The sequence below is a fragment of the Amphritea atlantica genome (assembly GCF_024347255.1).
GTDB classification, from domain to species: Bacteria; Pseudomonadota; Gammaproteobacteria; order Pseudomonadales; family Balneatricaceae; genus Amphritea; species Amphritea atlantica.
This window is the reverse complement of record NZ_AP025284.1, coordinates 44605-70252: the sequence shown is the minus strand read 5'-3', so window position 1 is coordinate 70252 and position 25648 is coordinate 44605. Positions and strand designations below refer to the sequence as shown.

Here is a 25648-nt window from a genome sequence, read left to right as displayed (position 1 = left end):
CTATCAACGTCGGAGGATAGCCCCATGTGCAGCTCACCCAAAGCCAGCCATACCAGCCATCGCAGTGGCACCAGACAGAGACCGACCCAGCTGAGTGGCCGGCAACAGGCCGATTTTGCCGCTAAAGCCAATGCCGCCTGGGAACTCAGGGAGCAGCGCCGTCTGCAGCGCAACGCACATACCACCGCCCCAGCTCAGCCGCCAATAACCGCCGCGACAGGACAACTGTCCGGTCTGCAGCGCTTGTGGCTGATGCTGTTCAGATCAGATAGCGCACCGCCAGCAGACCGGCCCCACTCAGCACAATAGTGTAGGGCAGCGCCATGATCACCATGCGCATATAAGACAAACGGATCAATGGGGCAATGGCTGAGGTCAGCAGAAACAGAAACGCCGCCTGACCATTAGGGGTAGCGACACTGGGCAGGTTGGTACCGGTATTGATAGCGATCGCCAGGGTATCAAAATGCTCCCGGCTGATGCGTCCGGCCTCAAAGGCGCTGGCCACCTCGTTGATATACACCGTGGCAACAAACACATTATCACTGATGGCCGATAACAGTCCGTTAGCGATAAAGAACATCACCGGCTGGCTGCGAAGATCCTGCGCCAGCACCGCCTCAATCACCGGCGTAAACAGGTGCTGATCATGAATCACCGAGACGATGGTAAAAAACACTACCAGCAGCGCGGTAAACGGCAATGCTTCTTCAAATGCCCGGCCAATGCGATGCTCCTCAGTGACACCGTTGAGACTGGTCAGCAGAATAATCACCGTGAGACCGATAACCCCGACCTCCGCCAGGTGAAAGGCCAGCGCCAGAATCAGAAACAGCGCGACCGCAAACTGAATATACAGCTCGGATTTTTCCTTAAATCCCCAACTGGCCTGCTCCCGCTCATCGAACTCCCTGAGTATTTCAAATACCGGCTCCGGAATCCGCGCGCCATATCCAAACCAGCCGGTTTTCTCCAGCACCACCGTAGTTAACAGGCCACAGACCAGAACCGGCATCGAGACCGGGGCAACATTGATGAAGAATTCAATAAAGTGCCAGCCCATCTTTTCACCGATCAGCAGGTTCTGTGGTTCGCCGACCAGGGTGCTCACCCCACCCAGCGCAGTTCCTACCGCGCCATGCATCAGCAGACTGCGCAGAAAAGCACGGAACTCATCCAGCTCCATGCGATGGTCCTCATGCAGGTTATCATCGTTCGAATGATCGTGATCCATATCCGGATGGCTACCAGACACCACCCGGTGATAGATCGCATAAAACCCGACCGCCGAGCTGATCAGCACCGCGGTCACCGTCAATGCATCCAGAAACGCCGACAGCACCGCCCCCATCAGCGTAAACAGCAGCGACAGTGCGGTCTTATTGCGTACATTCAGCAACAGCTTGGTGAAGACAAACAGCAGCATCCCTTTCATGAAGTAGATCCCGGCCACCATGAACATCAGCAGTAGAATCACCGGCAGATTAGCGGCAATCTCATCATACACATGGCTGGGCTCTGACAGATGGATAATCACCGCTTCCATCGCCAGCAGCCCGCCCGGTTGCAGCGGATAACACTTCAGCGCCATCGCCAGGGTAAAGATAAATTCAAAAATCAGCAGCCAGCCGCTGACGACCGGGCCTAACAACAGATCAATCAGAGGGTTAGCTATCAGAAAAGCCAGTATTAACTGCTTATACCAATTGGGGGAATGCCCCAGAAAGTTGCTGTAAACAGCCTGCATAAAAGGACGGAAGTTGCTCATTAACCTATTCCGGAAAGGTGGATATCACAGCTTGCGCTAAACAAGGCTCACTTTAATTTATGCACCGATCTTAAACCAGCATCCCGGTCAATCACTATGACCAGAAACAGTAGTATGCTCAGATGAGTGAAAAACAGGTGATAAACGCTTTAATTAGCGAATAGCTATCGATACATTAAAATTAATTAATTTTATTAACTTTATGTATTTTGACATTATCTCTCTATCGAATCACTACTACTTTTCAGGAATACACGGAATGCTTACTAACAGAGAAGGTCAGAAAGTCCCTCAGGTCACGTTTCACACTCAGCAAAATAATCAGTGGGTGGATGTCACCACCAACGAACTGTTCGCAGGTAAAAAAGTGGTTGTTTTTGCTCTGCCGGGAGCGTTTACACCCACCTGCTCAACGACCCATCTGCCCCGTTATAACGAGCTGGCACCGGTTTTTGCGAAGGAGGGCGTTGACAGCATCATCTGCATCTCGGTTAACGATACCTTTGTCATGAACGCCTGGCAGGGCGATCAGGCGGCTGAAAATATTACCTTTATCCCGGACGGCAACGGTGAATTCTCGGCGGGTATGGAGATGCTGGTCGATAAAGATGATATCGGCTTTGGCAAACGCAGCTGGCGCTACTCTATGCTGGTGGTGGATGGCGTCATCGAAAAGCAGTTTATCGAGCCGGACCTGCCGGGTGACCCGTTCCAGGTCTCCGATGCTGATACCATGCTGAACTACATCAACCCAACCGCTGAACAGCCCAAACGGGTCAGCATACTGACCAAACCCGGCTGCCCACACTGTATCCGGGCGAAGAAACTGTTGCAGGAGCGGGGCTTCAGCTACGAAGAAGTAGAGCTGGGCAGCCACGGGCTGAGCTACAGTTCTCTGGCGGCGATCAGTGGCCAGGGCACAACGCCGCAGGTGTTTATCGATGGTCAGCGCATCGGTGGCGCAGACGACCTGGAACGATACTTCGCTTAACACAGCAACGGGAGCCGGCCAGAACCGGCTCCCGCTTTAAGTGGCCAAGCACCAGCACAAACCTTATTGCGAATCATTCTTGTTTGTATTACCATCTCCTGAATTCTATTTTCAGGAGCCTCTCTATGCGCGTCAAATCAATTGTTTCTGCAGCCGTTCTGGCCGCCACCTTTAGTTGCTCCACAACGTTCGCCGCGGCGCCGACAACCTCAGAGGTCATTACCACCTATGCCGATATCGCCCTGGCGACCTATGAAGATGCCCTCACCGGAGCGAGAGATCTGCAGGCCAGTATCGATGCGCTGCTGCAACATCCCGATGCCAGCACTCTCGAGCAGGCCCGCGCTGCCTGGAAAGCCGCCCGGGTTCCCTACCAGCAATCCGAAGCCTACCGTTTTGGCAACCCAATTGTTGATGACTGGGAGGGGCGGGTTAATTCATGGCCACTGGATGAGGGCCTGATCGACTATGTTGACAGCACCCATTACGGCGACGCGTCAGACGAGAATACCCAGTACCGTGCCAATGTGATTGCCAACACAACCCTGCGGGTCGGTGGCACACAGATCGATGCCACTGACATCACTCCCGAGCTACTGGCAAACACACTGCATGAGATCGATGGCATAGAGGCCAATGTCGCCACCGGATACCATGCGATAGAGTTTCTTCTGTGGGGCCAGGATCTGAATGGTACCGCGCCGGGCGCAGGCAACCGTCCGGCATCCGATTACAGTCTGGAAAACTGCACCGGCGGACACTGTGATCGGCGCCGGGACTACCTGCAGGCGGCGACTCAGCTGTTGATTGCCGATCTGCAGGAGATGGTGGATAACTGGAAAGACCAGGGGGCTGCCCGGCAACAACTGCTGAAGAAGGATGATAACGCCGCTATTGCCACCATCCTCACCGGCATGGGCAGCCTGGCCTATGGCGAGCTGGCAGGCGAGCGGACCAAGCTGGGGCTGATGCTGCATGACCCGGAAGAGGAGCATGACTGCTTCTCCGATAACACCCACTGGTCCCATTATTACGATGCCAAAGGGATCCGTAATGTGTATCAGGGCAGCTATACCCGGATCGACGGTTCAACGGTTGAAGGCCCCGGTTTATCTGCCTATGTTGCCGCTCAGGCAGCCGCCGCCGATGAAAGTATGCAAGCTAAGCTACAGGCCACCGAAGCGGCCGCTCAGGCGATGGTGGATCGCGCCGTTCAGGGCGAGACCTTCGATGTATTGATCGGCGTGGGCAACACCACTGGAAACCAACTGGTACAAAATTTTGTTGATGCCCTCACCGAAGAGACCCGCGCCATTGAAGAGATCATCGGTCAGCTGAAGCTGGACCAGGTTCAGCTGGAAGGCTCCGATAGTCTGGATAACCCGGCACAGGTTCTGGAGTAACAGATGAACCGCAGAGACTTTTCACTGCCCGTCTTAGTGGCGGCAGTCCTCATGACGACAGCGGCATCCGCTGCACAGGACTATAGCCAGCCGCAGCCGGGAGAAGCGCTCCCCGGTGGCAGCACCACGCACCATAAGCAGCGCAATACCAATGCATTCTCCCAAAGCTCGGCCAATATGAGCTTCGAGAACGAACTGAACTTTAAGCTGGGTAACGGCATCTTCAAGAAGATATGGGTGCCAGCCCCCTCTTCGACCACTGCCAGCGATGGTCTCGGACCACTGTATAATGCCCGGGCCTGTCAGCGCTGCCACCTGAAAGATGGCCGGGGCCACCCTCCGGAAGCCAACTGGCCTGAGGATAACGCCGTATCGATGTTCCTGCGCCTGAGTATTCCACCCCAGAACGATGCTCAGCGGCAACTGCTTGAGAGCGGCCAGGTGGGCGTCATTCCTGAACCCACTTACGGTGGTCAGCTGCAGGATCTGGCGATTAACGGACTGGCCGGAGAAGGGCGGATGGTGATCAATTATCGCGAAACCACCGTCACCCTGGCCGATGGTTTCCAGGTACAGCTGCGCAAGCCAGACTACAGTATTACCGAACTCAGCTACGGTCCACTGCACCCCCAGACGCTACTCTCTCCCCGTATCGCCCCGCCGATGATCGGGCTGGGCCTGCTGGAAGCCTTACCCGCAACCGCTATCGAAGCACTGTCGGACCCGGAGGACCGTAACAATGATGGCATCTCCGGGCGCCCTAACCGGGTCTGGAACAGCTTTACCCAACAGCAGGAGCTGGGCCGGTTTGGCTGGAAAGCAGGTAATCCGACCCTGATCCAGCAGGCAGTGGGCGCGTTCAATGGCGACATGGGGATCTCAACCCCCTTTGCACCCTCAGCGTCCGGCGATTGTACCGCACAGCAGCTGGACTGCCTGAAACAGCCCAATGGTAATACCCCACAACAGGATAATGCTGAAGCCTCTGAAGAGATGGTGAAACTGGTCGAGTTTTACAGTCGCAATCTGGCGCCTCCCGCCCGACCCGATACTGCCAGACCGCAGGTATTAAAAGGCAAAGCGGTATTTCACCAGAGTGGCTGTGCCGCCTGTCACCAGCCCAGTTTCACGACTGCTAACCGCGCCGATATGCCGGAACAATCAGCGCAGTTGATCTGGCCCTACAGCGATCTGCTGCTGCACGATATGGGCGAGGGGCTGGCGGATAACCGGCCCGAGTTCCTGGCCAGCGGCAGTGAGTGGCGAACTCCGCCACTGTGGGGAATAGGACTGACCCAGACCGTCAACGGACACACCTACTTCCTCCACGACGGCAGGGCACGGAACCTGCTCGAAGCGATTGTGTGGCATGGCGGCGAAGCACAGGCTTCCCGGGACCACGTCATCAATCTGCCAACCGCTGAGCGGGCCGCCTTACTCACATTTCTGGAGTCACTATGAAGTCAGCACCTACCCCTCTGTGGCCGCTGCTGCTGGGTATATCCCTGCTGTTCACGGCGGTCGGCATCGCCCATGCAGCGCCGTCGCAGCAGCAATGGAAAACCCTTAATCAGAGCCTGGTAGAGGAGCACATACTCCCCCGCTACCAGGCATTACAGGACAGCAGTACGCAGCTGTCAGCCAGCACTGCAGCCCTGTGCCAGCAGCCAGATCAGGACGGGCTTGCCCAGGTACAAGAGGATTTCCAGCAGACCATGGATGCCTGGCAGGCGATACAGCATATCCAGTTTGGCCCGATTGAAACTCTGATGCGCAACTTCAGCATGCAGTTCTGGCCTGACCGGAAAAACCTCATCGGTAAACAGCTCAGCCTGTTGTTGCAACAACAGGATCCGCAAACCCTGTCGATCGATTATCTCTACAAAGCCAGTATCGGGGTCAAAGGATTGCCGGCACTGGAGCGTCTGTTGTTCAGCAGCACCCTGGCGGACTTTGAAGACCATAGCTACCGGTGCCAGCTAACGCAGACTATCGCGGCTTATATTGCCGAAAACAGCCGCGCCACGCTGACCGAATGGCGCGATGACTATCGTCATTCAATAGCCACAGCGGGTAGTGAAGAGAGCTATTATGAAAGCCACCAGGAGGCCGCAGTGGATATGATGAAGTCACTGATTGAGCCCCTTGAAGTGATCCGTGACCAGAAAATTCTCCGCCCATTGAACGGCGCTGAACAGGTTCGGCCCCATCGCCTGGAATCCTGGCGCAGCCAGCGTTCCCTGCGCAATATACAGCTCAATATAGCCAGTCTCAGTGAGCTCTATTCCGGCACCAGCCACAGTGTCGACACGCTGTTAAGAGAGCAGGGCAGAGCGGCTCAGGCAGATAATATCAGCACGCGGTTCACCACGCTTGAGCAGCAACTCAGGGCGGTGCAGGCCCCTCTCGTCACCAGCCTGAATCAACCCGATACGGTCAACCAGCTGCTACAACTCGGCGACACACTGCAACAGCTTGACCGTGAGCTCAGTGCTGAAATGATAACACTGGATATCCAACTGGGGTTTAACAGCCGTGATGGAGATTAACCGCCGCCGCTTCTGTCAGTTACTGGCTAGCGCAGTATTACTGCCGCGACTGGCTCGGGCTGAAGCGGCCACGGCAAACGCAACACCAATGTTTGCAGCCGCAGCCAAAGGCAGAGACGGACACTACCACCTGTACCTGATCGGTCAGCAGGGAGAGCTGATGCTGGATCATATACTACCGGCGCGGGCACACCATACCGAGGTACACCCGCAGTTGCCGCTACTGGCCTGCATCGCTCGACGTCCCGGCACTTTTATCGATATTGTCGATTACCAGCAGCAACGACTGGTTAAGCGCATTATGGCGGGTCGTGGACGACACTTTTTTGGTCATGGCATCTTCTCGGATGACGGACGCTGGCTGATCACCACCGAAAATGAGATCAACAGTGGGCAGGGCAGAGTGGTTATCCGGGCCATGGCGCAAGATTACGCTGTCATTGCGGACTACCCCAGCTATGGGATCGGGCCCCATGAACTGGTTCAGCAACCCGGCAGCGCAGTGCTCACCGTGGCCAATGGCGGTATCCTTACCCACCCGGACCACGGCAGGGAGAAGCTTAATCTGGATAGCATGCAGCCCTCCCTGGTACGTCTGGATCTGCACAGCGGTAACCACCTGGAACAGCAGCAACTGCCTGCTGCACAGCACCAGTTAAGCATCCGCCATATCGATACCAACCACCAGGGCACCACCGTTATCGCGTTGCAGTATCAGGGCGCTCCCGGACACAATCTGCCACTGGTGGGGATTCACCGGCCCGGCGAAGCGATTCAACTGCTGCGCGCTCCGGCTCCGGTTAATCTGGCGATGAAAGACTACTGCGGTAGTGCCCGCTGCGATCACAGCGGCCGCTTCGCTGCGGTATCCGCTCCCCGCGGTGATCTGATCACATTCTGGGACCTGCAGGAAAACCAGTTTATCTCGTCTATCAAAAGTCGCGACGGTTGCGGCCTGGCAGCAACAGACAGCCCTGCCGAGTTTATTATCAGCGCTGGCACTGGCCGCTGTGTTCGCTACAATCTCGAGCACGGCACCACAGAGAGACTACCGCTGGGATTTAAAGCCGCCTGGGATAACCATCTGACAGCGCTGCTTTAACGGCAGCGCCGACGGTGCACCCAGGCCGTTTTCAGATCAGCCAGACACCGGCTCTTCCTGCTCAGGCAGCCCCATCACCTGCAACAACCACTCACGAAAAATTCGCATGCCATAGGTCAGTTGACGATCTTTCGGATAAACCAGATAAAACGCCTTCCCCGTCAGCAACTCCGCTTCCACCGGAACCACCAGTTGCCCATACTGCAACTCCCGACTGATCAGTGACTTGTCCGACAGGGCGATACCCAATCCTTCCAGCGCAGCCCCCAGGGCCAGCTGAGTACTGGAAAATGACAGTCCCTTTTCCTCACCGGTCATTGAGATTCCGGCCTTTTGCAGTAAACGCTGCCACTCATTACGCCGGCTGGTGACATGAATCAGCGTCTGCTTTCTCAGGTCCGCCAGTGTTTCTATATGATGCTCTTCCAGCTTACGCGGACTACACACCGGCACCACCACCGAACGGTGCACCAGCCGTACCTCGATATCATCATCGTCCGGCGGGTCGCCAAAATAGACCGCCATATCCAGATCGGAGTGATCGAAGTCGATGCGGTTCACCGACCCGGTACTCAGTCGCAGCTCCACATCGGGATACAGTGCCTGAAAATCTTTGATCCTTGGCATTAACCAGCGGCTCAGGAAGGCGGGCGGGGCCTCAAAGGTTAACGAGCTGGTATTGGGCGCAGAGATCAGACGACGGGTGGCCGCATCCAGTTCATCCAGGGCGTGCCCCACCGCAACCAGATATTTTTCCCCGGCCACGGTGATCTGCACCTGTCTTTTTTCACGATGAAAAAGTTTAAGCCCCAGATACTCTTCAAGGGATTTAATCTGATGACTCACCGCAGACGGCGTGACATACAGTTCCTCTGCCGCTTTGTTAAAGCTGCCCAGTCGGGCAGCCGATTCAAAACTGCGCAGAGCGTTCAAAGGGGGTAAGCGTCTGATACACACCTCAATAAGTGAATTTATTTCACACTTAAGCTGAAAATCTGTCGTTTGTTTTATAATCAGTGCGACCTTAGTATAACCATCAACGAAACAATGATCCAACCGCAACACACTGTAGATAATAGCTTAATCTGAAAAGCCCCGGAAAAGCTCCTTAAATCCAGTCCGGTTGATTCATTTAACGATATAACAGTTTAATGAATTATTTTGGTGCATAGCATGAACACAGATGAGAATGGTATTAAGGTTGACGAGTTTGGTATGGTTGATACCGCTTACTATGTAAGACAGGGTCAACTGGCACGTAACGAATATATCGCCCAGCAACTGAGCGCGCTGGGCCACTGGCTGAAGAACCTGACCAAGAAACGCCAGCCAAAAAGTTTTAACAGCACTCGTTCATTCGGGACCGTATAGGTCTAAACGAGACTCCTTGGGCCACTTTTTAGTGGCCTTTTTTTTGCCCAGATTTTTCTCTTGCGGGCGACCCCAGCTCTGCAGCACCCGCCTGTCACGCTTCAATGCCATTTAGTGTGATATAGAGTCGATACAGAAAACACCAGCAAGCGATACAGCAAAACAGTATGAGAAACGTAAGCAGAGGCTGTTTTCTGGTTGTCAGAGAATGAGAAATTCAGAAAAGAGAAAAGAGACATAAAACCGGAGAGAATAAAGTTGGTGCAGATGGGGAGACTCGAACTCCCACGCCCGTGAAGGCACTAGCACCTGAAGCTAGCGTGTCTACCAATTCCACCACATCTGCGTATCAACTTTTTACGTTTAGGAGCGTCCCCCTGCTATGAAAATAGCGTTCTCTTTCGAAGCTCAACCGCCGTTAGCGATTGGTGCAGATGGGGAGACTCGAACTCCCACGCCCGTGAAGGCACTAGCACCTGAAGCTAGCGTGTCTACCAATTCCACCACATCTGCTCCGAAAGAGGAGCGCATTATAAAGACGACCTTTTCATTTGTGAAGTGTCCGCCACTACTTTTTTTTGTTTTTATTCACCAGAGAGACAATTAGTGAAACTATCTGCCAGTGATTGCAGATAATTGCTGTACCCGTCAGGGCCCGCATCGATAGCAACCGCAAGGGGATCAAGCCGTCCAACCCGGATATCCAGGCCACGAATCAGACTAGCCACAACCGGCGCTTTGAACTGTGGCTCAACAAATACACAGCGAGCCTGGTTAGTTTCCAGCGCTGTGCGTATTTCGCTCAGTCGCCGGGCACCGGGTTTCCGGCCAGGATCAACGGTGAAATAGCCCAGCTGATTCAACTGATAATGCGTAACGAAGCTGCCAAAAGCATCGTGAAACACATAGAAGCCGGTATCACCCACCGCTTTCAACTGTTGCTGCAACTGTTGATCGGTCACTGCAAGCCGGGCAGCGAAGTCGTTATAGGCCTGTTCATAAAGCGCAGCATTCTCCGGATAGCGCTCCACCAGCCGATCTTTAATCAGATCAGCAGCCGCCAGCGCCCGCTCAGGCGCCATCCAGAAATGGGGATCGCTGCCGCCATGGTCATGTTCATGGTGAGCGTCCGCTTCAGTGTCAGCGGTTTGCGCTTCTTCATGATGGTGCGCCTCTCCCCCTTCGAGCAGCGCCAGGGCTGGGTGCTCCAGCTGACTCACCGTCTTCGTCAGAAACAGCTCAAGCCCCGGCCCGCCCCAGATAAACAGATCCGCATCGTGAATCTGCGCAATCGAAGAGGGTTTAAGGGAGTAATGATGGGGCGAACTGCCCGGCGGCAGCAGCACACCAATCTGCGCCAGATCACCAAGCATATCCTGTGCAATCAGTTGAATCGGCTTGATACTGGCCAGTACCCGGACCTGCCCGGCGTAAACGGTTTGCAGGCTCATGGCGCAGAAACTGAGTAAAAAAAGAACAAATGTTGCGGGTATTCTGGAAAACATCGAAGGAAGCCACTGTTAATTGAATTGCCGTAAAGTTATAATATAACAATTAATATATCAACCGGTTTTATTATGGCTCCTGAATCCGTCAGCAATATCGCCCATCAGCCCGATCATGACCACAGCCGCTGCATTAAAACGGCCTTGCAGCAAGCACAAACCCTGTGCCAGGCCAACGGCCAGCGGCTCACCAAAATCCGCGAGCTGGTGCTTAAACTTATCTGGCAAAGTCATAAACCGCTGGGTGCGTATGATCTGCTGCCCGCCATTGCCAAAGCAGGATTTAACTCGGCGCCGCCAACGGTTTACCGCGCTCTGGACTTCCTGCAGGAGCAGGGGTTGGTACACCGGCTGGCCACCCTGAATGCCTTTATCGGTTGCAGCCACCCGGATCATAACCACTCGGGCTATTTCCTCATCTGTCAGAGTTGTGGCACTACCGCTGAACTGGAGTCCAGCGAGCTGCACAACAGCATACAAAACGTCGCCAGCGATGCCGGATTCTCGGTGGATCAGGAAAGTATCGAAATTCTGGGGCGCTGCCCCAACTGTCAGGAGCAGCTATGAACCCGGCAAACCTGGTCGAGATATCCGGTCTGAGCATCAGCTTCGGTAACAACACCGTTATCGACAATATATCCATGGCCCTGAAGCAGGGTGAAATCACCACCCTGATCGGTCCCAACGGGGCTGGCAAAACCACCCTGGTGAAAGCGGTTCTGGGGCTTCTGACACCCAATGAAGGGGTTATTAAACGCTCAGCCACACTGCGTATCGGTTATATGCCGCAAAAGCTGCACATCGATACCACCTTTCCCCTGACAGTGGAACGGTTTCTGAAAACTGCAGCCTTTGCCAGTACAGCAGACCGGCACCAGGCGCTCCAGTCGGTGCGCGCCGAAAACCTGCTGAAGCAATCGGTCCACAGCTTATCAGGCGGGGAGATGCAGCGGGTTCTGCTGGCACGCGCCCTGCTGCGAAAACCTGAACTGCTGGTACTGGATGAACCGGCTCAGGGGGTAGATATCAATGGTCAGACCGAGCTGTATAAACTGATCGCCAGTATCCGGGATAAATACAACTGCGCGGTACTGATGATCTCTCACGATCTGCATCTGGTGATGGCCGCCACCGATCAGGTGATCTGTCTGAATCATCATATCTGTTGCTCCGGCCATCCCGAGCAGGTCAGTACAGACCCATCCTATATTGAACTGTTTGGCATACCCGGCGCAGAAAATCTGGCGCTGTATAGCCATCACCACAACCACCGCCATGATAATCATGGCGATATCCTGCCACTGCCTGACACACAGGAAAGCGACCACACCGCTTGCGGAGGACACCACTGATGCCTGAATTTCTGCTACTGGCCCTGCTGGGTGGTATTGGCGTAGCACTGGTGGCCGGTCCACTGGGCTCCTTTGTCGTCTGGCGGAGGATGGCATATTTTGGTGACACCCTGGCCCATTCAGCATTGCTGGGGATAGCCGTCGGCGTGCTTTTCGATATCAATTTCAACCTGGCGGTGGTGAGCTGCTGCGTCATCCTCGCGCTGATCCTGGTCAGCCTGCAGCGACAGCGTCTGGTGGCCACCGATACCCTGCTCGGTATTATGGCCCACAGCAGCCTGTCGCTGGGGCTGGTAGCCGTTGCCCTGCTGGATGACGTCAGGGTCGACCTGATGGAGTACCTGTTTGGCGACCTGCTGGCGATCACGCCCATCGATCTGTTATGGATCTATGGCGGCGGTATCGTCATGCTGCTGATCTGGCGGCTGTGGAATCCACTGCTGGCGGTTACCATCAATGAGGAACTGGCGCAGGTAGAGGGCGTACCCGTAGCCCGGATACGACTGGCACTGATGCTGCTGATTGGCGTGGTTATCGCTATCGCCATGAAAGTGGTCGGTATTCTGCTGATCACTTCGTTGCTGATCATCCCCGCCGCCAGCGCCCGCCGGCTGGCAAACTCACCCGAGCAAATGGCAGTAAGCGCCAGTCTGCTGGGAGTGGTCGCAGTGCTTCTCGGACTGTTTGCATCGATGCAGTTTGATACCCCCGCAGGTCCCTCGGTGGTGGTTGCGGCGCTGCTTCAGTTCCTGCTGTTGTACAGTCTGCCGTTACGCAGGGTCGCCTGATTCAACGTTTCCAGAGCACATTCACCAGTGCACCGGAGACAATCAGTCCACCACCGATGAGGGTCCAGAGGGAGGGCAGTTCGCTGAAGACAAACCAGCCCAGCAGTATCGAAAAAACCACCTGGATATAGGAAAAAGCGGTCGCTTTACTGGCCGCCTCATGCTGCATCGCCTTGGTTAACCCCACCTGACCGACTTGCGTAAAGACCCCCACCAGAATCAGCAACATCAGGGCATAACCATCCGGAGCCACCAGTTCACCACCCGATAACAGAATAGCGGCGGGCAGCGCGATCAGCGGGAAATAGAGAATGATCACCGAACTGTCTTCGGTCTGACTCAGCCGTCTGACAATCACATAGGCAACTGCACTGCCAAACGCCCCCAACAACGCCATCATAATGCTAAACAGCGGCAAATCGATTTCGGCAGCAAAGAAAATATCCGGTTTCACCATCACCACCAGACCGGTAATACTCAGCACGATACAGACCATGGTGGAAAACTGAACCCGCTCACCCAGCAACAAAAAGGCCAGCAGTGCGGTAAAGACCGGATGCATATACTGCAGAATGGTCGCCTCAGCCAGCGGCAGAGTGGTGACGGAGTAGTAGACACAGACCAGCGCAGCCGCGCCAACAATACCCCGGGCACTGAGCAGCAATTTATTGTGTCCCCAGACCGGAATCCGTTTACGCCTGACATCAGCATAACTGATGATCAGGGACACCAGCGCCCGGGCGATGACAATCTCCATCAATGGAATACCATACTGACTGACCGTTTTAACGGTGGCCCCCATCAGCGCAAAGCCCATCGATGAGAGCAGCATATAGCGTAATCCCAGCGGGATGTTCTGTATCCGTTGCAGCATAATATTTATCGTAATCAGCGTATTCGTTGTAATAGGCGACTTGTCGTAATGAAAGACATCTTCGTAATAAAGAGATTAGGTCGCCAGAGATAGTGTCAGGCAGGTGCAGACCAGCAGATCATCAGCTATGTTTGACAGAGTTTAACCGATTCCGGTTACGCTGGCATGAATATCAACACAATACCGACCGAAGCCTGTTATGAAACGGATAAGCCTGATACTCGCAGCACTACTGAGCCTGCCACACATCTCCCTGGCGGAGCCCTCTCTGGCATCGCTGAGACTCCCGAAGGGCTACCACATAACCATCGCCGCTGAAGCAACGAACGCACGGCAGATGGCGTTGGGAGAGCCGGGCACCCTGTTTGTCGGCAGCCGCCGGGAGGGCAGGGTATACCGCCTCAAGGATGAAAACCGCGATGGCATCTATGAACAACGGGATCTGCTGTTACAAGGGCTGAATATGCCCAGTGGCATCGCCTGGCGTGACGGCGATCTCTATATCGCGGCAGTGGACCGTATTCTCAAAGTTGCCAGCGCCGATAGTGTCAGAACGCAAGCTGTCCAGGTTCAGCTGATCACTGACCAGTTGCCCAATATCTCTCACCACGGCTGGAAATACCTTAAATTCGGTCCCGACGGCGATCTCTACTTTAATCTCGGTGCCCCCTGCAATATCTGCCTGAGTATAGATCCCCGCTTTGCCTCAATCATGAAACTCAATCTGCAAACGGGTCAGCAATCAGTGATCGCACAGGGTGTACGCAACTCGGTTGGTTTCAGCTGGCATCCGCTGACCGGTGAACTCTGGTTTACCGATAATGGCCGGGATAATCTGGGGGATGATCGTCCCGATGATGAACTTAACCGGCTGACACAGCCCGGCCAACACTTTGGCTATCCCTTTGTACATGCCGGGAATGTTGCCGACCCGGAACTTTATCAGGGTCAGCCATTCAGCGACTTCCAGCCACCCATGCTCAAGCTGGGAGCGCATGTTGCCCCGCTGGGACTGACGTTCTATACCGGACAACAGTTTCCAGACAGCAATAACAGCTCCCTGTTTATCGCCGAGCACGGCTCCTGGAATCGCTCCAGCAAAGTGGGCTATCGGGTGATACGGGTGGACACCTCAACGACGCCCGTCACTTATAAGGTCTTCATTGAGGGATGGCTTCAGGGGGAGAGCGCCTGGGGCAGGCCGGTAGATATTGTCACCGACCGGGACGGCAGCCTGCTGATCTCCGATGACCGGGCAGGGCTGATCTATCGGGTCACTTATCGGGCTGGTTAACAGAGTAGCAACCGGGATTAAAGCGCGAAGAACTCGCCCAGCTCGCGGCAGGGCTGATAACGGATGCAGTCCACTTCATGATCATTCACCATGCCGGTGGCCTGCATAAAGGCATAACAGATAGTCGGGCCAACAAAGGTCATTCCCGCTTTTTTCAGCGCTTTACTCATCGCCTGTGACTCAACCGTTTCAGCCGGAACCTCACGGAGACTTTGCCAGCAATTCTGTATCGGCTTACCCTCAACAAACTGCCAGATATAGTTGGCAAAACTGCCATGCTGCGCCGCCAGATCAAGGAAGATATTGGCAGCTTTGACGGAGGCATTCACTTTCAGGCGGTTACGGACAATGCCGGGATCCTGCAGCATCTGCTCAATTTTTTCAGGGGTAAAAGCGGCGACCGTCGCCGGATCAAAGCCCTCATACAGTCGGCTGTAGCCGTCACGCTTTTGCAGTATCGTGCGCCAGCTCAGGCCCGCCTGGGCACCTTCCAGAATCAGATATTCAAACAGTTGCTGATCATTGGTCTGGGGCACACCCCAGACCTCATCATGATACTGTTGTTCCAGCTCAGTAGCCGCTGCCCAGGCACAGCGATGACACATAGAGATTCCTCAGGTGAGGCCGGGTTAATGTTTTGTCGAGCCGGGATTAGCCACAAAGTTCAGTGGTTGCGCCGGTTCAAGTTCCACTTTGCCACCCCGGTTAACCCGGGTATCCAGCTCGCCTTCCGGCTGATCAGAGCCGTCCAGCGCCATCGAATCACTGAAATCGCAGCGCACACATTCGCGGTACTCCCGACTCTCATCCCGGTACATTTTCAGGGTATCCATCTCGCCACAGCGGGGGCACACTGCACCAGCGATAAACCGTTTAACAATTGTCATAACTTTTTCAACCGTTGACGTTAAAAACAGGCAAAGAGACCAGAGCCTCGGTGCCTGCAGAATTATACCCCAGAAATGCGCCTGTTGGCCTAGGCAGTAATACCGGAATGACGCAGCAACGCTTCGACGCTGGGCTCACGCCCCCGGAAGGCAACAAACAACTCCATCGGCTCTTTGGAACCGCCCATCTCGAGAATATTCTCGCGGAAGGAGCGGCCGGTGTCGGTATTGAATACACCCTCCTCTTCAAAGCGTGAGAAGGCATCGGCAGAGAGCACCTCGGCCCACTTATAGCTGTAATACCCAGCCGCATAGCCGCCGGCAAAGATATGACTGAAGCTGTGCTGAAAGCGATTAAACGCCGGCGGCGTAATCACCGCAACCTCACTGCGAATCCGGTCCAGCACCGCCTGAACATGGGTCACGCCGGGTTTATATTCCCGGTGCAGCTGAAAATCGAACAACGACAGTTCCAGTTGGCGCACCATCATCATGCCGGACTGGAAGTTTTTCGCCGCCTGCATCTTTTCCAGCAGTTCCAGAGGCAGGGTTTCACCCGTTTCATAGTGACCCGAGATCAGCGCCAGCGCTTCCGCTTCATAACACCAGTTTTCCAGGAACTGGCTGGGCAGTTCCACGGCATCCCAGGCAACCCCATTAATACCGCTGACATCCGCATACTCGATCCGGGTCAGCATATGGTGCAATCCGTGACCAAACTCGTGGAACAGTGTCGTCACTTCGTTATGGGTCAGCAGCGCCGGTTTATCACCCACCGGGGGGTTAAAGTTACACACCAGGTAAGCCACTGGCAGCTGCAACACGCCGTTATCGATACGCCGCACCCGACAGTCATCCATCCAGGCGCCACCGCGTTTTTTCGCCCGGGCATAGGGGTCGAGGAAGAAGCGGGCGATCAGTTCACCATCACGACTGACATTGAACAGCCGGGCATCTTTATGCCAGCGGTCAAACTCAGTCACCTCTTCAATCTCGATGGCAAACAGCTTGCCGGTGATTCTGAACATCCCATCAAGCACCTTCGCCATCGGGAAATAGGGGCGCAGTTCCTCCTGAGAGATCGCATAACGGGCCTGTTTCAGCTTCTCGCTGTAGTAAGCGATATCCCATGACTCAAGCTGCGGCTCACTGAACTCTTCCAGTGCGAAGTCCTGTAGCTCCTGATACTCCTTTTCCGCCTGCGGACGGCTCATGCCAGCCAGATCGTTGAGGAAGCTCACCACCTGTTCCGGGGTTTCTGCCATCTTGGTCGCCAGACTGTAGGCGGCATAGTTCTCAAAGCCCAGCAACTGTGCCAGTTCAGCCCGCAACGTCAGGATCTCAGTCATGATCGCGCTGTTGTCCCACTGACCGGCGTGCGGTCCCTGATCGGAGGCCCGGGTAGCAAAGGCTTCATACAGCTCACGACGCAACTCACGGTTGTCCGCATAGGTGATCACCGCAAAATAGGAGGGGAAGTCCAGCGTCACCAGCCAGCCCTCTTCACCTTTCGCTTGCGCCAGCTGCTTAGCCGCCGCCAGCGCGCTCTGAGGCAATCCGGCCAGCTCCGCTTCATCGGTGATCAGCTTGCTCCAGCCATCGGTGGCATCCATCACATTTTCAGAAAACTTCGTGGTCAGCTCTGACAGCTTCTGCTGCAGTTCGCCATAGCGTTTCTTATCTGCATCAGCCAGGGCGATACCCGACAGGCGGAAATCCCGCAGGGTATTATCGATCACCTTGCGTTGCGCCTCGTCCAGATCGTTGTAGGCCTCGCTGCTGGCAAGTTTCTCATAGGCCTCAAACAACCCCTGATGCTGCCCCATCTCGGTCCAGAACTGCGACAGTTTCGGCAGACAGGCATTGTAGGCGTCACGCATCTCATCGCTGTTGACCACCGAGTTCATATGGGACACCGGCGACCAGGCCTTCGCCAGACGGTCGTGGCTCTGCTCCAGTGGCACCACCAGATTGTTCCAGTCAGGCGTCTCGTTGCCATTCAGCACCCGCTCAACCACAGCGCGACACTCCGCCAGCAACTGGTCGATGGCGGGCTCGACCTGTTCAGGTTTAATTTCAGAAAAGGGGGGCAGCAGATGGTCTTGCAGCAATGGATTAGACATGAAAACTCCTGAACCGGGATATAAATAACAATACTATTTACTAAATGGGGTAACCCCGTACTGTTTTCAATCGCATGGCAGAGTTTATTATAGACTCTTCAACAAAGTATCAGACCAGGAAACGATATGACCATCCGCAGCTATCAGGGCATCACACCAAAACTGGGCAACGCAACCTTTATCGACCCCACCGCCGTGGTCATCGGCGATGTGGAACTGGGCGATGATGTCTCAGTGTGGCCATTAACCGTGATCCGCGGCGATATGCACCATATCCGCATCGGCAACCGCACCAGCGTTCAGGATGGCTCGGTATTGCATATCACCCATGCAGGCCCCTTCAACCCCGACGGCTTCCCGCTGACCATCGGCGATGACGTCACTATCGGCCACCAGGCGATGCTGCATGGCTGCACCCTCGGCAGCCGTATACTCGTCGGTATGGGTGCCATGGTGATGGATGGCGCGGTGGTAGAAGACGATGTGATCATCGGCGCCGGCAGCCTGGTGCCCCCGGGAAAAGTTTTGAAAAGCGGCCACCTCTACGTCGGCCGCCCGGTCAAAGAGGTGAGGGCGCTAACGGAGAAAGAGATGGATTTCTTTACCTATACGGCGGGGAATTATGTGAAGCTCAAGGATAAGCATATGGCCGAAGGGTACGGCGAATAGCTAGATCGCCGCTTCGCAAAGGGAAGTGGCTAGATCGCCGCTTCGCGGCTAGCTAGTGGCTAGACGGAAACTTCGTTTCCTTGTTAGAAAAAGGAAAAGCCGTGGCTCGTTGCTCGACGTAAAACTTCGTTTTACTTGCTCGAAAAAGCAAGAGCGAGGTGGCGGCTTTAGTGCTGCTGAGATTCATGGCATAAGAGCCACCATCACTTCCAGAAATCGGATTGAGCACTCAGGGTCGAGTAATTACTTTATTTTCGGGCCACTTCAGTGAGATAAAAACTATCTACTGTGTACACGACCTCTGTGGAATCTTTAATACCATATTTTGGTTTAGTCTCTTTTATTAACTTATCTATAGCGGACTCAATCGTCTTCTTTAAATCACTGAGACCTGCTGGCTCTATTGACGGAATATCAAGAATATTCTGAATAACTATGCCTTGCCACTCCACACTTAGCCTTGAAATCAATGAGTGGTATTCATCGGACTCATAGGGCGCTTTTTCGTATGGCTCTCTGATAAATTGGACTGATACCGCTAAGTTAAAAAGGCCTTGCTCGTTGAGCATGATCGGGGCAACTACTCCACCGTTACTACTGAAGCTTTCGTAGCTACTAAACCCAGCAAAGCTATAGCTTGAAGTAAATAAAATAGTAGCTAGTAGTATTACCCTATAATTCATAACAATATACCTCAATGTGAAGTCATCACGCCTGTAGCACTTAGCTGAAAAAACCATAGATTGTTTTAAGTCAAGCGTTTACTTTTTCAGGCAAAGAAAAACCAGAGATATCTGTTTCCTTTCCCACCACCCCATTATTTAACATCTAATTATTTCTTTATTATTTCAACCTTTTCAACAGTGAGTTTTTTATACCACTTATCATCCTTTGCATACATCATGGCATTAACGTCATCGAATTGATTGAATAACAGAAAATTTTCCTTAATCAACTCCTCTGTATAAAAATCACCCCTAGAAAGATCTCTTTTCAATATTGGCGAATATAAGTCGTTAATTCTATTTGATAGAATTAACTGGTTACAAATTCCATACCTGTCATACCCGGCACAAAGTTTACTTATATTAACATCAGGAACAAAGCTATATTCAACAATTATATGAGCATCAGATGTTATTATATGGGCTTTACTCGTTGATTTCCCTGTAAAGAAGTAGCTGAATCTCTGAAAGTATGGAATTTTAAAAGCCAAAGGACCTTCGCTTACGAACTGAAGCTGACTATCACCTGTACTGCCAGAAATAACCACATAGTCATCTTTTACATATGTAATTGAATCCATTAAAAATGGTATTGTTAATAAAGATATCAAAAACAACTTTCTTCTTTCAGATATATATTTACCAAGCTTAGACTTATTTTGGCAAAGCAGAGATACGTCTATTTTATCACCCTTGTTATGGAACACTGATAACACCAGGTCAGACAGAGAAACGAGGACGATTAGCTTTTCAACAGGCAAATATTTATAAATACCAATATACACATATGAAAACGGAATAAACTCAATTGAAAAAATAAGCAATATGGCCGCCGTTAGAACAACAACAATCCATCCAATAAAATCAAGATAACGTACCATATAATAGTATAGATAAAAATCTCTATATCTAAAAACGTTAGCGGCTCTGGCAACTAGAACAACCCCAAGTAAGGCAATGAAAACCAGCTTAAATAGATGAAAAAAATCAAGAACCCCATCAATAGAAGTGCCCTTTATCGCATAATAAAAACTACCTAGTATATAAAGTGATAGTGATACTAAAAGCGAAAGATATAGACCCCACGCACTCGCTATATGAAAATATCGTTCTTTTCTCACAAACTCCTCCTTGAGTAAAATTTTATTGGTAAATCATTCCAGTAATCGAATAAAACACTCTGACCCTATTGATTTAATAAAAGTAGCTAGATCACCGCTCGATAGCGAAGGGGATAAAAAACCAGCCCTTTAATTACTTTTACTTATATCAAAGCGTTAAATCAACTTACCCGCAGCTCTTTCTTTGCTTTTCCGAGCCACGAGCTACGTCTTTTCTAGCCCCTAGCTAGCAAGCGCGCAGCGCGTTCCAGCTAGCCGCGTAGCGGCGGTCTAAAGCTAAGGCTAACCGCTTCGCGGTTAAGCCTTAGCTTTGGCGATCTCCCGCAGCCGCTTCACCACCGCCGCATTCACCGACCTTTGGGTAAAGGTGCCATCTTCCTTCAGCTGGCCCGCTTTGCGGCCCATCAGCAGTTCCAGACACTGGTCGACGGTGGCGACGGCGTAGATACTGAACTGTCCCTCAGCCACGGCATCCACTACTTCACGTTTCAGCATCAGGTTACGGATATTGGCTTTGGGGATGATCACCCCCTGGGTGCCGGTGAGGCCGCGGGTTTGACAGAGGTTGAAGAAGCCTTCGATCTTTTCGTTGACCCCGCCAATCGCCTGCACTTCGCCATACTGGTTGATGGAACCGGTGATGGCGTACTGCTGTTTAATCGGGATATCGGTCAGTGCCGAGATCAGGGTGCACACTTCCGCCATTGAGGCGCTGTCGCCGTCGACATAGCCGTAGGATTGCTCCAGCGCAATGCTGGCGGACAGGGTGAGAGGGAAGTCTTTGGCGTATTTATGCCCCAGATAACCGGACAGGATCAGCACCCCTTTGGAGTGAATCGGCTGCCCCAGGGTGACTTCGCGCTCAATATCGACAATACCCCGGTTGCCGGGATGTACGGTGACGGTAATGCGCGCCGGGAAACCAAAAGAGACATCACCTACACCCAGCACGGTCAGGCCATTGGTGCGGCCGGAGGCTTCGCCGTCGGTATCGATCAGGACGGTTTCATTGAGAATACTGTCGAGGATCTTGGAGGAGATGCGGCTGGTGCGACGCTCTTTGGCCTGTAACGCCATCTCCACATGCTGATCGTTGATGATCTCGTCACGGTTGCGAATCCGTTTGTAGTCCGCTTCGCAGAGCAGGTCGACCAGCTCGCCGACATGGGCCGATAGCAGTTCCTGATCCTCAGTCAGGCGTGAGCTGTGCTCCACCAGCCGGGCTACGGCCTGACGGTTCAGCGGCGCCAGGCCCTCTTCATCGGCCAGGGTTTTCATCAGCCGGGCATAGCTACGGATGGTGGCAGGTTCCCGTTTTACATCCTCATCAAAATCCACCACTACCCGGAACATCTTCTCAAAATCGTGATCCAGTTCCTGTAGCAGATAGTAGGTTTCACGGGTACCGATCAGCACCACTTTGACATTCAGCGGGATCGATTGTGGCGCCAGGGTGATGGTGCCCATGCCGGTCATCTCTGACATCGGGTTTTCGATGCGGATCTCATGGGATTTCAGCGCGCGTTTCAGGGCACCGTAGACAAAGGGTTGCTCCAGCAGTTTCTCTGATTCCAGCACCAGATAACCACCATTCGCCCGGTGTAGCGCACCGGAGCGGATCAGTTGAAAGTTGGTGCTCAGGGCCCCCATCTCCGAGTTGTATTCGATGCGGCCAAACAGGTTGTCATAGGTGGGGTGGGTTTCAAACACCACCGGAGCGCCCTTGGTTTTCTGGTTATCCACCAGCATATTGACGCCAAAGGTGTTCTCCATATATTGCCGGCGGGCCAGATCGGTGCGCGCTTCGTTGGGCTTATCGTCTTCAATAATATCGAGGGCGTTTTTAACCAGGTTGGACTCCAGCTGACCGAGATAATCGGGCACGCCGGAAAAGTTATGGTATTTCTCCCGCAGTGGCTGAATCAGGGGAGCCACCGCATTGCGGGCGGTTTCCCGGTCCAGCACTTTCATCTTATCGCCTGCTTCCCGGCGCCACTTGGGCATGCTGGCCAGCTCTTCATTGAGGTATTCTTCCAGCTTGGCAATATTACGGGTGAACTCGTCGCGAATCTCTTCTGGCAGCTGGGAAAAAGCCGCCTCATCCATCCCCTGGCCTTCCGCCACCGGGGTAAAGCCGATGCTGCCTGCATCGCGGTAGACGGCGATGCTGTGCTCCCGCGCCAGACTATCCACTTTCTCAATCGCCTGATCGTAAAGGCGGTTAAAATCCCGTTCCACCTTACTCTTCTTGCGCTGATAGGCCGGGCTTTCAAACGCGGCCGGCAGTTCCGTGAGAATCCCCTCTATCAGATGTTTGATATCCCGCTTGAACACCCAGCCTTTGCCCGACGGCAACTGAATCACAATAGGGCTGCGGGTCTCTTCCAGATTGTTCAGATAACACCAGTCGCTGGTCTTCTTCAGCTCTTTTTTGGCTTTTGAACGGATGCTCTCGATGGCGAACGAGAAACGTCCGGTGTGGGGGTTGCCCATAACGAACATGTTGTAGCCAGGGCGCTTCATACCGATACCGAACTCCATCGCTTCGACGGCGCGTTCCTGGCCAAAGAAACCGGCATAGGGCTCTAGTGTTTCGGTGGTTTTGAAAGGCAGCAACTCGGTGTTGCAGTGACGGTAAAGCTGATCGGGGGAGAGCTGGGTCTCTTTTTCCATAACGGATCATTCCTGCGACTGGAGTTGACCCCTCCTGTTATAACCCGAGTCGAAACTCCACGCAAGGAACGATTTTAGTGCTGCTTACTGAGCCAGTAACTGATGCCTAAGCTCTTGAATTAGTTCGGATGTATCGGGGCGGATTCCGCGCCAGATAGCAAATGACTCAGCGGCCTGTTCAACCAGCATGCCCAGGCCATCAAGGGTTTTCTCTGCACCATGGGCGGCAGCCCAGCGGTTGAACGGAGTCACTTCTGCCGCATACATCATATCGTAGCACCAGGCCCCAGGGCGCAGCAGATCGTCGGGGAGGGGAGGGACTTCACCCTGCAGACTGGCGGCGGTGCCATTGATCACCAGATCAAATTGCTGACCGTTTAACTGGTCGTAACTACAGGCTTCGATAGCCCCATGATCAGCAAACAACTGTGCCAGCTGTTCGGCTTTAGCAACGGTGCGGTTAGCGATGACCAGCCGGGCAGGGTGCAACGCCAGAATCGGTTCCAGCACGCCGCGCACGGCACCACCGGCGCCGAGAATCAGCAGATCTTTGCCAGCGATCTCACCGTCATTGTTGCGGGTGATATCGGCGACCAGCCCAAGACCATCGGTATTATCGCCACACAACTGACCGGTCTGATTACGGTAGAGGGTGTTAACCGCCCCGGCCATCCTGGCCCGGTCGGAGTGACACTCCGCTTTCTGCCATGCCTCAACCTTGAACGGCACGGTGATGTTCAGGCCTTTACCCTCTCCCTCAACGGCGAGAAAGTTATCCACAGCCTCATTAAAACCATCCTCCGGCACCAGTACTGAGGTGTACTCAAGGTCCTGCCGCGTCTGCTGGGCAAACGCGGTATGGATCAGCGGTGATTTGGAGTGCTTGATCGGGTTACCAAACACGGCGTAACGATCGGTCATCTCAGCCCTCCAGCCAGTTCTGAGGTTTCAGGAAGTGCTCATACAGCTCCGCCTCTTCTGAACCGGCTTCCGGTTTCCAGTCATAGCCCCAGCGAACTTCCGGTGGCAGCGACATCAGAATCGACTCGGTACGCCCTCCAGACTGCAGACCAAACAACGTGCCCCGGTCAAACACCAGGTTGAACTCGACATACCGCCCCCGGCGGTGCAGCTGGAAATCACGCTGACGCTCACCATAGGGGGTATTTTTACGTTTCTCGACGATGGGGCAATACGCAGGGGCATAGGCGTCGCCAATCGAGCGCATCAGTGCAAAGCAGGTATCAAAGTCCGGCTCATTGAGATCGTCGAAAAACAAACCACCAATACCCCGGGGTTCATCCCGGTGTTTAAGGTAGAAATAGTCATCGCACCAGGCTTTGTAGCGGGAATAAACATCGGCACCAAACGGATCACAAGCCTCTTTCGCCGCCTGATGCCAGGCGCGGCAGTCCTCTTTATCGCCGTAATAGGGGGTCAGATCGAAACCACCGCCAAACCACCAGACCGGCTCTTCACCCTCTTTTTCTGCGATAAAGAAACGAACGTTGGCATGGGAGGTCGGCACATAGGGGTTGTGCGGGTGGATAACCAGCGACACCCCCATCGCCTGAAAGGTGCGACCCGCCAGTTCCGGACGATGTGCCGTGGCCGAGCCCGGCAGCTTATCGCCGAACACATGGGAAAAGTTGACCCCGCCTTTTTCGATCACTGCGCCTTCCGCCAGCACCCGGGTACGACCTCCGCCACCGGCCTCCCGCTGCCAGCTATCCTCGACAAAAGTTGCCAGCCCATCGACCTGCTCCAGTTGAGCACAGACACTGTCCTGCAGGCCCAGCAGATATTCTTTTACCGCATTAATGTCCGGTGCTGACATTCTCTTACCTCTGTGGTTGAAGCGCTGTTAGTTTCTACCAACCGCGGCTCTGTTTAACTTCGTACCGGCGTATCACTGTCCAGTCGATAAATTGTCGTTGGCCGGCTCAGAGCACCAAGCTCACCGGGCACGATAGCATCCACTTTATCCTTGAAGTGAATATTCACTTTCAATTTATCCCTTGCAGCATCTTTATCTGAGTAATTTGCCGAGGTAGATACAATCATCGACCCAAACTCATCACAAAGATTCTTCACCTGATAGTGATCACTTACTCTCACGGCGACTGAAGCGTGATTTCCTTTAATCCAGTAGGGTATAAGATTATCAGGATCAGGTAAAATCCATGTGACGGGACCTGGCCATGAAGCCTCGACGCGCTGCCGGTCTTTTAGCGCAAGATTGTCCAGTAGTGGTTTCACCTGTTGCACTGAAGATGCCACCAGAATCAACCCTTTATGAACCGGACGACGCTTGATGGCCAACAGACGGTATACCGCTGTTTCATTGAAGGGGTCGCAGCCGAGCCCCCAAACAGCTTCGGTAGGGTAGGCGATAACACCACCATGGTGCATCGCCCTGGCTGCCTGACGAATATGCCACCAGCCCATAGCGA

At 53.7% G+C, this 25648-nt stretch carries 25 protein-coding genes and 2 tRNA genes; 12 read left to right on the top strand and 15 right to left on the bottom strand.

Annotated features, from left to right (window positions below; genetic code table 11):
* The first annotated feature begins 24 nt into the window (after window positions 1–24).
* Entirely contained in the window at window positions 25–309 is a 285-nt protein-coding gene (locus OCU43_RS00345) for a hypothetical protein (protein WP_091354359.1), read from the top strand.
* Here OCU43_RS00345 and nhaB read toward each other — a convergent pair.
* Entirely contained in the window at window positions 260–1768 is a 1509-nt protein-coding gene (gene nhaB, locus OCU43_RS00340; protein ID WP_091354356.1) for a sodium/proton antiporter NhaB, read from the bottom strand. The genes OCU43_RS00345 and nhaB overlap by 50 nt on opposite strands.
* A 259-nt stretch (window positions 1769–2027) precedes the next feature.
* Here nhaB and OCU43_RS00335 point away from each other — a divergent pair, with 259 nt between their 5' ends.
* The 5 genes from OCU43_RS00335 to OCU43_RS00315 all read left to right on the top strand — a co-directional run bounded on the left by OCU43_RS00335 (window position 2028) and on the right by OCU43_RS00315 (window position 7813).
* Window positions 2028–2759 (top strand): glutathione peroxidase, encoded by a 732-nt coding sequence (locus tag OCU43_RS00335; protein WP_091354353.1) that lies wholly within the window; start codon window positions 2028–2030, stop codon window positions 2757–2759.
* A 125-nt stretch (window positions 2760–2884) separates the two neighbouring features.
* A complete protein-coding gene (locus tag OCU43_RS00330; protein ID WP_091354351.1) occupies window positions 2885–4162 on the top strand; it encodes an imelysin family protein in 1278 nt (425 codons plus the stop codon).
* A gap of 3 nt (window positions 4163–4165) precedes the next feature.
* Complete coding sequence (locus tag OCU43_RS00325; protein WP_091354348.1) at window positions 4166–5623, top strand: di-heme oxidoreductase family protein; 1458 nt, start codon at window positions 4166–4168, stop codon at window positions 5621–5623.
* Window positions 5620–6711, top strand: coding sequence for an imelysin family protein (locus OCU43_RS00320; RefSeq protein ID WP_091354347.1), 1092 nt, complete (start codon window positions 5620–5622; stop codon window positions 6709–6711). The genes OCU43_RS00325 and OCU43_RS00320 overlap by 4 nt, the downstream gene beginning before the upstream one ends.
* On the top strand, window positions 6701–7813 hold the full coding sequence (locus tag OCU43_RS00315) for a DUF1513 domain-containing protein (RefSeq protein WP_091354344.1): 1113 nt from the start codon (window positions 6701–6703) through the stop codon (window positions 7811–7813). The genes OCU43_RS00320 and OCU43_RS00315 overlap by 11 nt, the downstream gene beginning before the upstream one ends.
* A gap of 36 nt (window positions 7814–7849) precedes the next feature.
* Here OCU43_RS00315 and gcvA read toward each other — a convergent pair whose 3' ends face one another.
* Window positions 7850–8770, bottom strand: a complete 921-nt coding sequence (gene gcvA, locus OCU43_RS00310; RefSeq protein ID WP_261833016.1) for a transcriptional regulator GcvA — start codon at window positions 8768–8770, stop codon at window positions 7850–7852.
* A 216-nt stretch (window positions 8771–8986) separates the two neighbouring features.
* Between gcvA and OCU43_RS00305 the strand changes: the two genes are divergently transcribed.
* A complete protein-coding gene (locus tag OCU43_RS00305; protein WP_091354343.1) occupies window positions 8987–9184 on the top strand; it encodes an RSP_7527 family protein in 198 nt (65 codons plus the stop codon).
* 259 nt (window positions 9185–9443) lie between these two features.
* Here OCU43_RS00305 and OCU43_RS00300 read toward each other — a convergent pair.
* The 3 genes from OCU43_RS00300 to znuA form a co-directional block, all read right to left on the bottom strand.
* Window positions 9444–9530 (bottom strand) — tRNA-Leu (locus OCU43_RS00300).
* Between the two features lie 80 nt (window positions 9531–9610).
* A tRNA-Leu gene (locus tag OCU43_RS00295) sits at window positions 9611–9697 on the bottom strand.
* Window positions 9698–9768: 71 nt separating this feature from the next.
* Window positions 9769–10635, bottom strand: coding sequence for a zinc ABC transporter substrate-binding protein ZnuA (gene znuA / locus OCU43_RS00290; RefSeq protein ID WP_175483435.1), 867 nt, complete (start codon window positions 10633–10635; stop codon window positions 9769–9771).
* A 126-nt stretch (window positions 10636–10761) separates the two neighbouring features.
* Here znuA and OCU43_RS00285 point away from each other — a divergent pair, with 126 nt between their 5' ends.
* Genes OCU43_RS00285 through znuB form a run of 3 tightly spaced genes read left to right on the top strand, consistent with a single transcriptional unit; the run spans window position 10762 to window position 12829 of the window.
* On the top strand, window positions 10762–11256 hold the full coding sequence (locus tag OCU43_RS00285; RefSeq protein WP_091354338.1) for a Fur family transcriptional regulator: 495 nt from the start codon (window positions 10762–10764) through the stop codon (window positions 11254–11256).
* Window positions 11253–12041, top strand: coding sequence for a zinc ABC transporter ATP-binding protein ZnuC (gene znuC / locus OCU43_RS00280; protein WP_091354336.1), 789 nt, complete (start codon window positions 11253–11255; stop codon window positions 12039–12041). The genes OCU43_RS00285 and znuC overlap by 4 nt, the downstream gene beginning before the upstream one ends.
* Window positions 12041–12829 carry a zinc ABC transporter permease subunit ZnuB gene (gene znuB, locus OCU43_RS00275; protein WP_261832963.1) on the top strand — a complete coding sequence of 263 codons (789 nt, stop codon included), beginning with the start codon at window positions 12041–12043 and terminating at the stop codon, window positions 12827–12829. The genes znuC and znuB overlap by 1 nt, the downstream gene beginning before the upstream one ends.
* Window position 12830: 1 nt before the next feature.
* Here the strand turns inward: znuB and OCU43_RS00270 are convergent, their stop codons facing one another.
* Window positions 12831–13703 carry a DMT family transporter gene (locus tag OCU43_RS00270; RefSeq protein ID WP_091354330.1) on the bottom strand — a complete coding sequence of 291 codons (873 nt, stop codon included), beginning with the start codon at window positions 13701–13703 and terminating at the stop codon, window positions 12831–12833.
* Between the two features lie 199 nt (window positions 13704–13902).
* Here OCU43_RS00270 and OCU43_RS00265 point away from each other — a divergent pair, with 199 nt between their 5' ends.
* Window positions 13903–14997, top strand: a complete 1095-nt coding sequence (locus OCU43_RS00265; protein WP_091354327.1) for a PQQ-dependent sugar dehydrogenase — start codon at window positions 13903–13905, stop codon at window positions 14995–14997.
* A gap of 17 nt (window positions 14998–15014) precedes the next feature.
* On the opposite strand, the gene OCU43_RS00260 is transcribed toward OCU43_RS00265, so the two are convergent.
* The 3 genes from OCU43_RS00260 to prlC form a co-directional block, all read right to left on the bottom strand.
* Window positions 15015–15602 (bottom strand): DNA-3-methyladenine glycosylase I, encoded by a 588-nt coding sequence (locus OCU43_RS00260; protein WP_091354325.1) that lies wholly within the window; start codon window positions 15600–15602, stop codon window positions 15015–15017.
* 24 nt (window positions 15603–15626) lie between these two features.
* Window positions 15627–15884: a YheV family putative zinc ribbon protein gene (locus OCU43_RS00255; protein WP_091354323.1), complete on the bottom strand. Its 258-nt coding sequence runs from the start codon at window positions 15882–15884 to the stop codon at window positions 15627–15629.
* An 89-nt stretch (window positions 15885–15973) separates the two neighbouring features.
* A complete protein-coding gene (gene prlC / locus OCU43_RS00250) occupies window positions 15974–18007 on the bottom strand; it encodes an oligopeptidase A (protein ID WP_091354321.1) in 2034 nt (677 codons plus the stop codon).
* A 126-nt stretch (window positions 18008–18133) separates the two neighbouring features.
* On the opposite strand from prlC, the gene OCU43_RS00245 reads away from it, so the two are divergent.
* A complete protein-coding gene (locus tag OCU43_RS00245) occupies window positions 18134–18676 on the top strand; it encodes a gamma carbonic anhydrase family protein (RefSeq protein WP_091354319.1) in 543 nt (180 codons plus the stop codon).
* A 248-nt stretch (window positions 18677–18924) separates the two neighbouring features.
* Here OCU43_RS00245 and OCU43_RS00240 read toward each other — a convergent pair whose 3' ends face one another.
* From OCU43_RS00240 to tsaC, 6 genes are all read right to left on the bottom strand, one after another.
* A complete protein-coding gene (locus OCU43_RS00240) occupies window positions 18925–19359 on the bottom strand; it encodes a hypothetical protein (RefSeq protein WP_139203130.1) in 435 nt (144 codons plus the stop codon).
* A gap of 149 nt (window positions 19360–19508) precedes the next feature.
* Complete coding sequence (locus tag OCU43_RS00235) at window positions 19509–20522, bottom strand: hypothetical protein (RefSeq protein ID WP_091354315.1); 1014 nt, start codon at window positions 20520–20522, stop codon at window positions 19509–19511.
* 297 nt (window positions 20523–20819) lie between these two features.
* Window positions 20820–23195: a Lon protease family protein gene (locus OCU43_RS00230; RefSeq protein ID WP_091354312.1), complete on the bottom strand. Its 2376-nt coding sequence runs from the start codon at window positions 23193–23195 to the stop codon at window positions 20820–20822.
* A gap of 84 nt (window positions 23196–23279) precedes the next feature.
* Window positions 23280–24116: a shikimate dehydrogenase gene (gene aroE / locus OCU43_RS00225; protein WP_091354309.1), complete on the bottom strand. Its 837-nt coding sequence runs from the start codon at window positions 24114–24116 to the stop codon at window positions 23280–23282.
* Window position 24117: 1 nt separating this feature from the next.
* Window positions 24118–25032 carry an oxygen-dependent coproporphyrinogen oxidase gene (hemF, locus tag OCU43_RS00220; protein WP_091354307.1) on the bottom strand — a complete coding sequence of 305 codons (915 nt, stop codon included), beginning with the start codon at window positions 25030–25032 and terminating at the stop codon, window positions 24118–24120.
* Between the two features lie 53 nt (window positions 25033–25085).
* On the bottom strand, window positions 25086–25643 hold the full coding sequence (gene tsaC / locus OCU43_RS00215; RefSeq protein WP_091354305.1) for an L-threonylcarbamoyladenylate synthase type 1 TsaC: 558 nt from the start codon (window positions 25641–25643) through the stop codon (window positions 25086–25088).
* Window positions 25644–25648: the final 5 nt, after the last annotated feature.